The sequence below is a fragment of the Pelagovum sp. HNIBRBA483 genome, from assembly GCF_040931995.1.
Classification (GTDB): domain Bacteria; phylum Pseudomonadota; class Alphaproteobacteria; order Rhodobacterales; family Rhodobacteraceae; genus JAEPMR01.
Genome location: NZ_CP162412.1, coordinates 395,563 through 409,093, shown reverse-complemented (window position 1 = coordinate 409,093; position 13,531 = coordinate 395,563). Strand labels below are relative to the sequence as shown.

Annotated in this window: 13 protein-coding genes; 8 read left to right on the top strand and 5 right to left on the bottom strand. The window is 60.0% G+C overall.

What is annotated here, in order from left to right; genetic code table 11:
* Nucleotides 1-13: 13 nt before the first annotated feature.
* A complete protein-coding gene (gene trxA / locus AB1E42_RS02040; protein WP_368345339.1) occupies nt 14-940 on the bottom strand; it encodes a thioredoxin in 927 nt (308 codons plus the stop codon).
* 132 nt (nt 941-1,072) lie between these two features.
* Here trxA and AB1E42_RS02035 point away from each other — a divergent pair, with 132 nt between their 5' ends.
* The gene (locus AB1E42_RS02035; RefSeq protein WP_368345338.1) at nt 1,073-1,708 is read left to right on the top strand and encodes a GDSL-type esterase/lipase family protein; all 636 of its coding nucleotides are present in this window, start codon (nt 1,073-1,075) and stop codon (nt 1,706-1,708) included.
* A 4-nt stretch (nt 1,709-1,712) separates the two neighbouring features.
* Here AB1E42_RS02035 and AB1E42_RS02030 read toward each other — a convergent pair whose 3' ends face one another.
* The 3 genes from AB1E42_RS02030 to AB1E42_RS02020 all read right to left on the bottom strand — a co-directional run bounded on the left by AB1E42_RS02030 (nt 1,713) and on the right by AB1E42_RS02020 (nt 4,047).
* Nucleotides 1,713-2,501: an exodeoxyribonuclease III gene (locus AB1E42_RS02030; RefSeq protein WP_368345337.1), complete on the bottom strand. Its 789-nt coding sequence runs from the start codon at nt 2,499-2,501 to the stop codon at nt 1,713-1,715.
* 55 nt (nt 2,502-2,556) lie between these two features.
* Nucleotides 2,557-3,213, bottom strand: coding sequence for a DUF924 family protein (locus tag AB1E42_RS02025; protein ID WP_368345336.1), 657 nt, complete (start codon nt 3,211-3,213; stop codon nt 2,557-2,559).
* A 147-nt stretch (nt 3,214-3,360) separates the two neighbouring features.
* Nucleotides 3,361-4,047: a response regulator transcription factor gene (locus AB1E42_RS02020; protein WP_368345335.1), complete on the bottom strand. Its 687-nt coding sequence runs from the start codon at nt 4,045-4,047 to the stop codon at nt 3,361-3,363.
* Nucleotides 4,048-4,206: 159 nt separating this feature from the next.
* On the opposite strand from AB1E42_RS02020, the gene ribA reads away from it, so the two are divergent.
* Nucleotides 4,207-5,292 (top strand): GTP cyclohydrolase II, encoded by a 1,086-nt coding sequence (ribA, locus tag AB1E42_RS02015; protein ID WP_368345334.1) that lies wholly within the window; start codon nt 4,207-4,209, stop codon nt 5,290-5,292.
* On the opposite strand, the gene AB1E42_RS02010 is transcribed toward ribA, so the two are convergent.
* Complete coding sequence (locus tag AB1E42_RS02010) at nt 5,289-5,951, bottom strand: YggS family pyridoxal phosphate-dependent enzyme (protein ID WP_368345333.1); 663 nt, start codon at nt 5,949-5,951, stop codon at nt 5,289-5,291. The two genes, ribA and AB1E42_RS02010, sit on opposite strands and share 4 nt — an antisense overlap.
* 233 nt (nt 5,952-6,184) lie before the next feature.
* Here AB1E42_RS02010 and AB1E42_RS02005 point away from each other — a divergent pair, with 233 nt between their 5' ends.
* The 6 genes from AB1E42_RS02005 to AB1E42_RS01980 all read left to right on the top strand — a co-directional run bounded on the left by AB1E42_RS02005 (nt 6,185) and on the right by AB1E42_RS01980 (nt 13,524).
* Nucleotides 6,185-7,180 carry a porin gene (locus AB1E42_RS02005; protein WP_368345332.1) on the top strand — a complete coding sequence of 332 codons (996 nt, stop codon included), beginning with the start codon at nt 6,185-6,187 and terminating at the stop codon, nt 7,178-7,180.
* 147 nt (nt 7,181-7,327) lie between these two features.
* On the top strand, nt 7,328-7,786 hold the full coding sequence (locus AB1E42_RS02000) for a DUF3576 domain-containing protein (RefSeq protein ID WP_368345331.1): 459 nt from the start codon (nt 7,328-7,330) through the stop codon (nt 7,784-7,786).
* Between the two features lie 87 nt (nt 7,787-7,873).
* A complete protein-coding gene (gene leuS, locus AB1E42_RS01995) occupies nt 7,874-10,402 on the top strand; it encodes a leucine--tRNA ligase (protein WP_368345330.1) in 2,529 nt (842 codons plus the stop codon).
* On the top strand, nt 10,392-10,895 hold the full coding sequence (lptE, locus tag AB1E42_RS01990) for an LPS assembly lipoprotein LptE (protein WP_368345329.1): 504 nt from the start codon (nt 10,392-10,394) through the stop codon (nt 10,893-10,895). Before leuS ends, lptE begins: the two co-directional genes overlap by 11 nt.
* Nucleotides 10,892-11,914 carry a DNA polymerase III subunit delta gene (gene holA / locus AB1E42_RS01985; protein ID WP_368345328.1) on the top strand — a complete coding sequence of 341 codons (1,023 nt, stop codon included), beginning with the start codon at nt 10,892-10,894 and terminating at the stop codon, nt 11,912-11,914. Before lptE ends, holA begins: the two co-directional genes overlap by 4 nt.
* Nucleotides 11,915-12,042: 128 nt before the next feature.
* A complete protein-coding gene (locus AB1E42_RS01980) occupies nt 12,043-13,524 on the top strand; it encodes a calcium-binding protein (protein ID WP_368345327.1) in 1,482 nt (493 codons plus the stop codon).
* Nucleotides 13,525-13,531 lie beyond the last annotated feature (7 nt).

Sequence of the window (13,531 nt, the reverse complement as noted above, 5' to 3'; positions counted from 1 at the left end):
CGCCTGCATGGCGTTAGGCAAATATCATTGACGACAGTTTTCGCCGTCCATTCAGCACGATTGGATCATTCGCTTTCAGAGCGTCAAAAATCTGGAAAAGAAGGGTCTTCGCGGCACCGTCATTCCACTCCTTATCCCTGCGGAACAAGTCAAGAAGCTGATCAACTGCCTCTTCCGTACGCCCAGCGGCTTGCAACGCGCCAGCCAAATCATAGCGCGCTTGCAGATTGGCCGGATCAGCGTCAACAGCCGCCTGCAACTCGGCAACAGGGCCGGCACTTTCGGCCTGCCGCGCGAGCGCGATCTGGGCCCGTGCCGCCTCTAGTTCAACGCTGTCCGAAATTTCGGCAGGCGCACCGTTCAGGACAGCCTCAGCCTGATCCAGCTCTCCGAGCGCCACATGGCAGCGCACCAACCCTCCATAGGCAGGGGCATTCGCGGGATCTTCCTGCAAAATCGCGGCAAAGGTCTGGGCCGCATCGGCAACAGCCCCTTCTTCCAGCATCGCTTCCGCAGCTTCAACCGCCTCTGAAAGTCCACCATCAGCAGAACCGCCACTCATCTCTGCCAGCTTGGCAACGAATGTGTCGATTTGGCTGGGCGGAACCGCACCTTGGAAACCATCCACAGGTTGCCCTTTCCAGAAGGCATAGACCGTCGGGATCGACTGTACCTGTAATTGGCCGGCAATCGCCTGATTCTGATCAACGTCGATCTTCACCAGCTTCACAGCCCCCTTTGCGCGGGTCACTGCCGCCTCAAGCGCCGGTCCAAGCGTCTTGCAGGGGCCGCACCATGGCGCCCAGAAATCAACAATCACCGGCACCGTCTGTGAGGCTTCCACAACATCAGCCATGAAGGTCTGATCGCTACCATCGACGATCAGCTCTGCATTCTGCGCAGCCGCTGCGCCGTTTTGTCCTTGTCCAAGCTCGAGCATGGGTCGCTCCTTCATATTGGTTTGCCCCTATATGTGCGCCATGCGCCAAAAGGCCAAGGGGGGATTAGCGTGATTCCTCCTTTCCCGCCGGACAAAGCTCGCCTAGCCTTCTCCAAACAGCAGGATTCGAGAATGCCCACCCTCCTCACATTTGGCGACAGCAACACCCACGGCACCCCGCCAATGCCAAGCCATGACTTCATCGGTCGTCATCCGGCCGGTGTCCGCTGGCCAACAGTCACCCATGCCGCTCTTGGCCCCGAATGGAACCTGATCGAAGAGGGCCTTCCCGGGCGCATGACGAAATTCGATGATCTACTGATGGGGCCGGTGATGAACGGCTGGCTCGGCCTACGGGTCGCACTCAAAACACACCGCCCCATTGATGTGCTGACCATCATGCTCGGCACCAACGATACCAAATGCGAAGTTGCAGGTTCAGCAGAAGAGATCGGCGCAGGATTGGGTGGGCTTCTTGGCATCGCTTTCGCGCCCGAAAACCAAGCTGCCCATGGCGGCTACAAAGTCTTGGTCATCGCCCCGCCGCCGGTTGTCGAGGTTGGCCCCTTCGCGGCAACTTTCGCAGGAGGAGCCGCCAAAAGCGCCGCGCTCGCGCCGCTCTATCAAGACCTCGCACATGCATGGGGCGCAGGCTTCCTTGATGCAGGCCAGCACATCGCTGTCAGCCCCGTCGATGGCGTGCATTTCGACGAAGCCGCACATCAAACTCTAGGGCAGGTCGTGGCAACTGCTGTCGCGGACCTATAAGCGATTAGAGGTCGAACGTCGCGAAGACCGGCGCGTGGTCCGATGGCTGCTCCCAGCCGCGCGCATCCCGCAAGACTTTGCTGGAATGGCCCGCATTGGCAATATCCGCCGTTGCCCAAATGTGATCCAAGCGCCGCCCCTTATCGGCTGCATCCCAGTCCTTCGCGCGGTATGACCACCAGCTGTAAAGCAGCCCTTCAGGGATGTCCTGCCGCGTAACATCGACCCAGCGTCCTGCCTCCTGCACCTCTGCCAAATGCTCAACTTCAACCGGCGTATGGCTCACGATCTTCAATAGTTGCTTGTGGTTCCACACATCGTCCTCACGCGGCGCGATATTGAGATCACCAACCAGAATGGATTTTTCAGGCGCCTGAGCATGAAACCAGTCCCGCATCTGCGTTAGATAATCCAGTTTCTGGCCGAATTTCTCGTTCACCTCACGGTCCGGCACATCACCGCCCGCAGGCACATAGAAATTATGGATCGTCACGCCGTTTTCCAATCGCGCCGCGATATGACGAGCATGCCCCAGCTGCGCGAAATCTTCTGATCCGGCTTCCTCAATCGGCAGTTTGGAAAGGATCGCAACGCCGTTATATCCCTTCTGCCCCCGCGCAACCATGTGACGGTATCCCAGCGCTTCGAACACCTCGCAGGGGATCTTCTCCACAGGACTTTTGCATTCCTGCAAGCACAGAACATCTGGCGCCTCATCCGTCATCAACTTCGCGACAAGCGGCGCCCGCAACCGGACCGAGTTGATGTTCCAAGTGGCAAGGCGAAAAGTCATGGCAGCTCCGGCGAATTTTATGTTCGACGGACCCTATCGCCCCACCCCTCCAGCCTCAAGCACTGTCGCGCGCTGGTGCACCTTTTTGCACATGTGGAAAGTCGCCCCCAGCGATGTAATCCTCTTCCTCGGGGGTCGACACGCGGCCAAGGATCGGATTGCGGTGCGAATGCCGCCCGAAGCGCGCAATTACATCCCGCATACGCTTGCTCTGCGCCACCGCCAGTTCCTTGTAACGGTCGAGATGCGGCAGCGCATCTTTCTCCACAAGTTCTTCATTCATCGCCACGGCCCGCTCGGAACGAGCCAGATGATCCGGTCCCTCGCAATGCAAAATCGCAATCAGATAGAACTGCTTCTCCCACGCATTCTTGAGCGCGGCATAGTGACCGTTCTCGATCCCCTCAAGTGCCAAGCGCGTCGCTTTGATATCCTGCCCAAAAGCTTCCGACCTATCCCGCCACAATGAGCGCGAAAACTGGTCAAGCACCAAAATCAGCGCCAACCGCCCATAGTGGTTTTCCGCCCAATGATCCAAACCGCCCCGCGCAGCGGCAAGCGTCACATCCGCAAACCGCTCACAAATCCGCGCATCCATCCCACCCTGCATCCGCTCCTGCCAAAAAGCAGCATGGCTCTCGTTGGTCGCCTGATGCCCGCTATCGGGGAACCAAAGCTCCAGAACCTCTTCCTGCCTGAATTCCGCATGCATCCCTAATCCCCCATACGGACAACTTAGCACAAAAAAAGCCCGGGCCTAAGCCCGGGCAGTCCAACAGGGAGGTGATGGCATTACCCCGCCATCAAGGGGTCTCTCGGGTTTCATAACACAGCAAACACTGTGCCAATTTGATTTATGTCACGACGCAAGCTTGTAGCCGCCGCTTTCGGTCAGCAAAATTTGCGCATTCGACGGGTCAGGCTCAATCTTCTGCCGCAGCCGATAGATATGGGTTTCAAGCGTGTGCGTGGTGACACCCGCATTGTATCCCCAGACCTCGTGCAACAGCACATCCCGCGCCACCACCCCTTCCGACGAGCGGTAAAGGAACTTGAGGATATTCGTTTCCTTCTCGGTGAGCCTGATCTTGCGATCATCCTCCGTCAGCAGCACCTTATGCGCAGGCTTGAACGTATATGGCCCCAGCTGGAACACCGCATCCTCGGATTGCTCATGCGTCCGCAGCTGCGCCCGAATACGCGCCAACAGCACCGGAAACTTGAATGGCTTCGCCACATAATCATTCGCGCCCGCATCCAGACCCAAGATCGTGTCGCTGTCAGAGTCCTGCCCCGTCAGCATCAGGATCGGGCTTTTCACGCCCTGCTTGCGCATCAGGCGGCAAAGTTCGCGGCCGTCTGTATCCGGCAACCCAACGTCCAGAATGACCAGATCGTACAGCCCTTCTTTGACCCGCGCGAGCGCTTCAGAACCATCTCCAGCCTCGAACACATCGAAGTCCTCGGTCAGCACGAGCTGTTCGCCCAGCGCCTCGCGCAGATCCTCGTCATCATCCACCAAAAGGATTCTTTTAAGTTGTCCCATGATCTCCATCCTCTTCCTCAGCATGATGTGGGCGCAGGAGGCGAATAGGCAAGGACTGCAACATTTCTCTCACGCGCTCGTGTCAATTTGACGGGAAATGTTTCACTTTGGGTGCAGATGGCATTATCTGACAGCCTGAAACAGCATCCGAGCCCCATAATGAGCTTCGCCCCTGACAGCACCGAAAGCCTCGCCCGCGCCCGCGCGGATCTGCGCATGGGCGTGCCCGTTGTTCTGATGTCAGGTGCCAAAGGCGCTCTGGTACTCGCGGCTGAAACGCTCACCGCCGCGCGATTGGCCGCACTTCTTGCGATGCATGGCGACGCCGCGCTCACGATTACCGCCCGCCGCGCCGAAACCCTGAAGGCACGCGCCTACGACGGCGACATTGCCCGCCTCAAGCTGCCCCCGGACGCTTCCCTGCACTGGGTACGTTCCATCGCTGATCCCGCTGACGATCTGCAATCACCGATGAAAGGCCCGCTTGCGACTATGCGCGATGGCGACACCTATCTGCACCGTGCTGCCATCGCCCTTGCCAAAGCCGCGCGGCTGTTGCCCGCGGCTGTGGTCATGCCGCTTGTCGACCCCGCACGCTTCGCGGAGGAGAACCAGCTCACCATAGCAGATGCCGCAACCGCGCTGACCCAAGACCTCGCGCCACTCAACCCGATCATCTCCGCCCGCTTGCCGCTCGACGTCTCCGAAGCAGGCCGCCTGCATATCTTCCGCCCCGAAGATGGCGCAGAGGAGCATTATGCCATCGAAATCGGCCGCCCCGACCGTGGCGCGCCAGTGCTCGCACGCCTCCACTCGGCCTGCTTCACCGGCGATCTGCTCGGCAGTCTCAAGTGCGATTGCGGCCCGCAGCTCCGCGGTGCGCTTGCCCAAATGGGCAGCGCAGGGTCTGGTGTTCTTCTGTATCTGAATCAGGAAGGGCGCGGCATCGGCCTTGCCAACAAAATGCGCGCCTATTCACTTCAGGATCAGGGCTTCGATACGGTCGAGGCAAACCACCGCCTCGGCTTTGAAGACGACGAGCGCGATTTCCGGATCGGTTCTGAAATCCTGAAGCGGATGGGCTTTTCAGCAGTCCGGCTGCTGACGAACAATCCCGCCAAAGTCACGCGCATGCATGAAACCGGCATTGAAGTCGTTGAACGGGTACCTTTGAAGGTTGGCGAGAACCGCTTCAACCACCACTACCTTGCGACCAAGGCGAAAAAGTCGGGCCACCTGCTCTAGCCAGCGGCGCTATAATCCCGCGCACCAAAAATGGCCGAGCCGACCCGCACATGGGTCGCCCCGAACGAAATCGCTTTCTCGAAATCGTCGCTCATCCCCATCGACAAGCCATCAAGCCCGTTTCGCGCGGCCATCTTTGCGAGCAGCGCGAAGTGCAGCGACGCCTCCTCATTCACCGGCGGAATGCACATCAGCCCTTTCACTGGCAAATCCATCTTGCGGCACTCCGCCACGAAATCGTCCAGTTCCAATGGCGGAATCCCTGCCTTCTGCGGTTCCTCGCCTGTATTCACCTGTATGAAAAGGTCAGGGCACGCGCCCAGCTCCTGCGCCAAACGGGCAATCGTGTTCGCCAACTTTGGGCGGTCCAATGAATGGATCGCCTGCGCCAATCCCATCGCTTGGCGGGCCTTGTTCGTTTGCAAAGGACCGATCAAATGCAGTTCGATCCCCTCATAACGCTCACGGAAATCCGGCCACTTCCCTGCCGCCTCCTGCACCTTGTTCTCGCCGAACACCCGATGCCCTTCTTCCAGAATCGCCTCGACCCGCGCATTGGGCTGCACCTTGGAGACCGCGATCAAGGTTACACTTTCCGCGCGTCGTCCATGCGCTTCCGCGGCAACCTGAACGCGAGCGCGTATTTCTTTTAAGGACATGTCAGGCTCCTGTTTTCAGGGGTATTTTCGCTTATCGCCCCCAAATAGTTGGTGAACGTGCCTTTGTCACCGCCCAAACCACTGTCCCACGGTGTGACCTTCATGCATCATTTTTGGCGCAGTCAAAAAAATGGAGGCCAAATTGCTTGAGTGTTCGGAGGTTAAGTAGCAAAGACATGCTCAATGCTAGTCCAACTGGCATTCTCGGGAATGCAAACACGAGGGAAAAAACCATGAAAAGCATCCTTCTCGCTTCGGCATCTGTCGTAGCTTTCGCCGGCGCCGCTTCCGCCGCTGGCCACAGCACCATCTCTTGGGCAGGTGAAGCAACCGCCACGTACAACACCGACGCTGGCGCTCTGGCAACCACCACTGAGCTGACCGCTTCCGCGTCCGCAATGCTGAACAATGGCATCACCGCCACTGCTTCCGTAACGCTCGACGACACCGGCGTTGCAACCGGCGACATCACGCTGGCAACCGACTCCGCAAGCATCACTTTCGGCACAGGCCTCGGCGAAGCTGCATATCTTGCTGACGCAATCACCGGTCAGACCGAAGTTGCTGGCGTCCACACCGACGCAGAAGCAGCTGAAATCGCTGGCTCCGTGACCATGTCCGGCTTCACTCTCGGCGCGTCCATGAACGGCGACGGCACCAACCTGCAGGTTGGCGTTTCGACCGCAATGAGCGGCTTCGACGTTGCTGTTGGCTACGTTAACGACACCAACGCTTGGGGCGTAAACGTTTCCGGCGCAGCAGCTGGCCTCGACGTAACGGCTAACTTCGCTTCCGGCTCCAGCTGGGGTGTTTCTGCTGGCACCACCGTTGGCGGCATCGACCTGACTGCATCCACCGGCGACACCAACGCTTGGGAAGTCGGCGCAACCTACGCAATGGCTCCGTTCACTCTGGGCTTCACCTACGCAAACGGCGGCGCATACACCATCTCCGCTGACTATGCAGCTGGCGCTCTTGAGGTTCTGACCTCCTACGACGGCACCGACTTCGACGTTGAAGGTTCCTACGACCTCGGCGGCGGTCTCGTTGCTTACGCTGGTGCGTTCGCTAACGCTTCCACCTACTACGTTGGTGTTGAGTACGATCTCGGCAGCGGTGCATCCGTCCGCGGTTCCTTCAACAACACCGGCGCTGCACTCGACGGCACCGACTCCGGCGCTGCCGACTACGGCACAGGCACCGAAGTTGCAGTTACCTTCACGTTCTAATCGAACCTGAAAGTAGCTTAAGTTTGAGCGGCGCTTCGGCGCCGCTCTTTCTTTTTGTACGCCTGTCAAACAACAGCGCAGGAAACTTGCCCCCCAATCACGGCTTCGCTACACCTGACCGCATCATGTCATCAGGGGGGACAGGCCATGACAAACACCACATCTAAAACCCGCCTCGCAGCCCTATTTGCGGCCAGCCTCGTGCTCGCGGGCTGTTCCGGCGGCATTGGCTACACCCTGTCCAATCTTAACCCATTCTCTCGTGGTGAACCCGTTACAAGCCCAGCAACTGCTGATAGCGCCGCCGAAGAAACCTCGGTCAATAAGTACCTCTGGTTCGCCGCGCTCGATGTCCTGAACTTCCTGCCAGTCGAGAGCGCCGATCCCTTCACCGGCGTCATCGAATTTGGCTATGGCACACCCCCGGGCGGCAACCGCGCCTACCGCGCGACTGTCGTGATCTCTGACGGCGCACTCGAAGCCCGCGTTCTCTCCGTCTCCCTTTCCACCCGTAACGGCTCCGCCAGCGAAGCAACCCGCAAAGCCGTCGAAGATGCCATCCTCGATCGCGCGCGCCAACTGCGGATTGCCGATCGCGGCCTATAGATTCCCGGCCACAAACGGTCTAAACCCGCCCCGGGCAACGCCACCGTGCGGCGCCTGCCCTCTGTCCGATTGCGCAAGGAAATAAGAATGTCCCGTTACGCCGCCAACGAGATCGAAGCAAAATGGCAAGCCGCTTGGGAAGAGGCCGGTGTCTTCCGCGCCACCCGCACCGCCGACAAGCCCAAATACTATGTGCTCGAGATGTTCCCCTACCCTTCGGGCCGCATCCACATGGGCCATGTGCGCAACTACACAATGGGCGACGTCATCGCGCGTTATAAACTGGCGATAGGCCATAATGTGCTGCACCCGATGGGCTGGGACGCCTTCGGTATGCCCGCCGAAAACGCGGCGATGGCCTCCGGCGGCCACCCGAAAGACTGGACCTACCAGAACATCGAAGACATGAAAGCCCAGATGAAACCGATGGGCTGGTCGCTCGACTGGACCCGCGAATTCGCCACCTGCGACCCCGAATACTACGGCCAGCAGCAAGCGCTTTTCATCGACTTCCTCGACAAAGGCCTCGTCTACCGCAAAAACGCCGTGGTGAACTGGGATCCGGTCGATATGACCGTTCTCGCCAACGAGCAGGTGATCGACGGCAAAGGCTGGCGCTCCGGTGCCGATGTGGAGCGCCGCGAACTCACCCAATGGTTCTTCAAAATCTCCGATTTCTCCGAGGAGCTGCTCTCCGCCATCGACGGGCTGGATAACTGGCCCGCCAAAGTGAAGCTGATGCAGGCCAACTGGATCGGCAAATCCCGTGGCCTTCAGTTCAGCTTCTCCCGTACCGATGGCGGCGAGATCGAGGTTTACACCACCCGCCCTGATACGCTCATGGGCGCGAGCTTTGTTGGTATTTCCCCCGATCATCCGCTGGCAAAAGAGCTTGAAGCACAACGCGCGGATGTTGCCGAATTCTGCGCCAAAGCGCGCAAAGGCGGCACCACCGAAGAAGCATTGGAAAAGGCCGAAAAGCTCGGCTTCGACACCGGCCTGACCTGCAAGCATCCGTTTGATGATAGCTGGGAGCTGCCCGTCTACATCGCCAATTTCATCCTGATGGATTACGGCACCGGCGCCATCTTTGGCTGCCCCGCCCATGATCAGCGCGACTTCGACTTCGCAACCAAATATGACCTGCCGATCATCCCTGTCTTCTCAGCAGACGGCACCGATGCCGAACTGAGCGAAGCCTACGTCCCGACAAAGGCGGAAAAAGTGCACTATGTTCGCGGCTTCGCAGGGGACAGCCAGCAAACCGGCGAACAAGCCGTCAATGCCGCCATCGACCATTGCGAGGCCAACGGCGTAGGCACCGGCGTCACCAAATTCCGCCTGCGCGATTGGGGCCTCTCCCGCCAGCGCTACTGGGGCTGCCCGATCCCCGTTGTGCATTGCGAAAGCTGCGGCGTGGTACCGGAGAAGAAAGAGAACCTCCCCATCGCCCTGCCCGATGATGTGAGCTTCGATATCCCCGGCAACCCGCTGGATCGCCACCCCACATGGCGCGATTGCGCCTGCCCGTCTTGTGGCAAACCAGCCCGCCGCGAAACCGATACGATGGATACTTTCGTCGATTCCTCGTGGTATTATGCCCGCTTCACCGCGCCACGCGCCACCACCCCAACGGTCGCGGAAGAGGCCGAATACTGGATGAACGTCGATCAGTATATCGGCGGTATCGAACACGCGATCCTGCACCTGCTCTATTCACGCTTCTTCGCCCGCGCGATGGAGATCTGCGGCCACCTGCCAGAAAAAGCCATCGAGCCTTTCGATGCGCTCTTCACCCAAGGCATGGTCACACATGAGATCTACCAGACCCGCGACGCCAGCGGTCGCCCCGTCTACCACCTCCCAGAAGAAGTGACTGACGGCAAACTCGCCAACGGCACCGAAGTCGAGATCATCCCCTCGGCCAAGATGTCGAAGTCCAAGAAAAACGTCGTCGATCCGGTGAACATCATCGCCGAATTCGGCGCCGATACCGCCCGCTGGTTCGTCCTCTCCGACAGTCCGCCCGAGCGCGACGTGGAATGGACAGCCTCCGGCGCCGAGGCAACGGCCAAGCACCTCGCCCGCGTCTGGCGCATCGCCAATGACATCGCCACGATGGACGATGCCAGCGGTGACGGCGATCAGGATCTCTTTCGCGCCATGCACAAGGCAATCGACGATGTGACCAAAGGCGTCGAGAGCTTCGGCTTCAACGCCGCCATCGCCAAGCTCTACGCCTTCACCAACATGTTGGCCAAATCCAAGGCAGGCGGCGCGGCCAAGAAAGCCGCCGCCCGCACTCTGGCACAGCTGATGTCACCAATGACGCCGCACCTCTCCGAGGAGCTTTGGGCGCTTCTGGGCGGGGAAGGCCTCGTCGCCACAGCCCCTTGGCCCGTGGCTGATCCGGCGATGCTGGTTGAAGACACCGTCACCTTGCCCGTTCAGGTGAACGGCAAGCGCCGCGCGGAAATCACCGTCGCCAAGGATATGCCGAAAGAAGAGGTTGAAAAGCTTGCCCTGTCGTTGGAGGCTGTTCAACGTGCACTTGATGGTGCCACACCTAAAAAAGTCATCGTTGTTCCCGGTCGGATCGTAAACCTTGTCATCTAGAAACCCCCACAGCCTGTTGCGCCGCAGCCTCGTTATGCTTGGGCTGTCGGTCTTGGCAGGCTGCGGTTTCGCGCCGGTCTACGGCACCGACAGCAGCGCCAGCACGCTGCGCGGCTCTATCGCTTACGATATGCCCGACACACCCTCGGGCTTTCACTTACGCAACCGCTTCGAAGAGCGCCTCGGCCAAACCGAAGAAACGCGCTTTCGCCTCGCTGTTTCTATCGATGTGAGCGAAAGCCTCATCGGCATCGGCAGCGATAACGCCCCCTCTCGGGTCAATCTCCTCGGCTCTGCAAGCTATACGCTCACCGATCTCGGTGGGAACACACGTTCCACCGGCACCGTGACCAACTTCACCAGCTACTCGACAACCGGAACAACCGTCGCCACCCGCGCCGCCCAACGCGATGCGTCGGAACGATTGATGATCAATTTGGCCGATCTCGTTGTCACCCGCCTATTGGCCGATCCCGCAGCGGTCGCGCCATGAAGCTTTCCACCCGCGATGCGGCGGCCTATTTCCGCAAACCCGATGCAGAGGCGACAGGGCTTCTGATCTTCGGAGCCGACGCCATGCGCGTCGCCGAACGCCGCAAGCAGGTGCTTACCGCGCTTGTCGGTCCTGATGCTGAAGCCGAAATGCGCCTCAGCCGCATCGACGGCGGCGATTTGCGCAAAGAGCCCGCGCTTTTGCTGGATGCGGTCAAAGCTGTCGGCTTCTTTCCCGGCCCCCGCGCCGTCCATGTCGAAGGCGCGACAGACGGCCTCGCCCCGATCTTCAGCGCAGCCCTGTCAGACTGGAAACCCGGTGACGCGCAGATCATCGCCACGGCCGGCCAGCTCAATGCCAAGTCCGCCCTGCGCAAAACCTTCGAAAGCCACCGCACCGCCTATGCAGCAGGCATCTACGATGATCCCCCCTCACGGCAGGAAGTCGAGCAGATGCTGGCAGAAGCCGGCCTTCGCAATGTCTCTCCAGCCGCCACTGACGCGCTCAACGCCCTCTCCCGCGCACTGGAACCGGGTGATTTCCGCCAGACGCTCGAGAAAGTCGCTCTCTACAAACGTGGCGACGACACCCCTCTCAGCGCCGACGAAGTCGCCGAATCCGCACCCCGCTCCACGGAAGCTGACCTCGATGATCTGTTCTCCGTGGTCGCAGAGGCCCGCAAACAGGAAATTGCGCCTGTCCTCAGCCGCCTCTACGCGCAAGGCGTCACCCCTGTGACCCTGTGCATCGGCGCAACACGCTTCTTCCGCACATTGCACACCCTTGCCTCCGATCCCGGCGGCCCGTCTGCCGGCGCGTCGCGCATGCGCCCGCCGCTCTTCGGCCCGCGGCGTGACAAGCTGGTCCGGCAAGCCGAGCGCTGGGGCCGCCGCAGCACCGAGCGCGCATTACAAACGCTGATTGATACCGATCTGCAACTCCGCTCCGCATCGCGCGCGCCACAACAAGCGCTTGTCGAGCGTGCCCTGCTGCGTATCGCGCTGACAGGCCCACGCTAAACACCAACAGATTTCCTAAAAATCGCGGCAGTCTCCCCGCTACTGACGCAATCTCGTCGCGCCAGCTCCGCATCGTCTCCACACCCTGAAAGCACTTCGCCGGAACTGGCAGCGCTTTGGGGGCAAAGATGGGCTATTTCCAAGATATCGAGACTATCTCAACCCTTCCCCATCTGGACGGGATAACAACGCTGGTGATCGACGATAGCGGCATGCTGCCAGTTCTCTTCGTCGGTTCGCAAATCGACGGCACGATTTCCAGCTTCACCTTGGCGGCAACCTATACCGCCCTTGTCGATCAGATGACCGGCGGGCCCGAACGCGGCACATGGGGCCTGAGCGACCTTGATCTCCTCACCAGCCCATCTGGCGAACGCCTGCTCGTGCCCTCGGGCCGATTTGACGACGCAATGGCGCTCTATAACTTGCCGAGCGACGGCACCCTCGGCACCCGCCACACGCCGGCAGAGGCACCCGGTATGGTGCAATCCACCTGCGCCTACACCGTCGACGGCCACAGCTTTTTCGTCACCCGCAGTTGGGGCAAGTCCGGCGCGACAGTTCAGGAATGGACTGCCGACGACACGCTCAAGACCCACATCCACCGCGCCGATACAACCAACAGCTATCTCCGCGATGTGGCCGACTTCGCCACCACCGAGATTTCTGGCCGCACCTTCCTCTTTACCGCCTCCGCTGGGGATCACGGCGTTACCAGCTTCTGGATGGGTAAATGGGGTAACATGCGCACCCGCGACTCGCTCGGTGTGGACGAAGGCCTGCCCGTTCATGCCCCCAGCGCGCTCACAACTGCCGAGGTCGATGGTAAATCCTACCTCATTCTCGGTGCCGCGGGTTCTGGGTCACTCTCGGTACTGCGAATCAACAAATGGGGCGGTCTGTTCCCCGTCGCCACCTATCTCGACACCCGAGACACTCGGTTCGATGGGGTAACAGCAGTCGAAAGCTTCTCAGTCGCCGGTCGCAGCTTCCTCATCGCCGGAGGTGCAGATGATGGCCTGAGCCTGTTCGAAATCCAACCAGGCGGCATTCTGAGCCACATCGAGTCAATCGCCGACAGCGTTCAGACGACGCTTGGAAACATCAACAGTATTGCCGCTACCACCTCGGGCAGCACCGTGACGCTCGTCGCCGCAGGATCCGAAACCGGCTTTACCCGTTTTGACCTCGATTTCACCAACCTCGGCCAGACCCACCTCGGCACCCGCACCGGCGAAACCCTGCGCGGCCATCATGGGCGTGACCTGATTCACGGCAAAGACGGCAATGACCTCCTGCAAGGTCTTGGCGGCGATGACAGGCTGATCGACGGGCGGGGGAGCGACATCCTAACCGGCGGCGCAGGTGCCGATACCTTTGTATTCATAGATGACAGACGCCTCGACAGGATCACCGACTTCACAGTTGGCGAGGACCGCATCGACCTCAGCGGCATGTCACATATATCGGGAATCGAGTCCCTTGATTTTCAGCAAAAGCTCTATGGCGTCCTGATCACCGCGGGCGACGAGCGCATTCGCCTCGAAGCTGCGGGCGATACCCTGCAAGTCGCCCAATTGGATGTCGATGATTTTATCTTTGATTTCTAACGCTGCG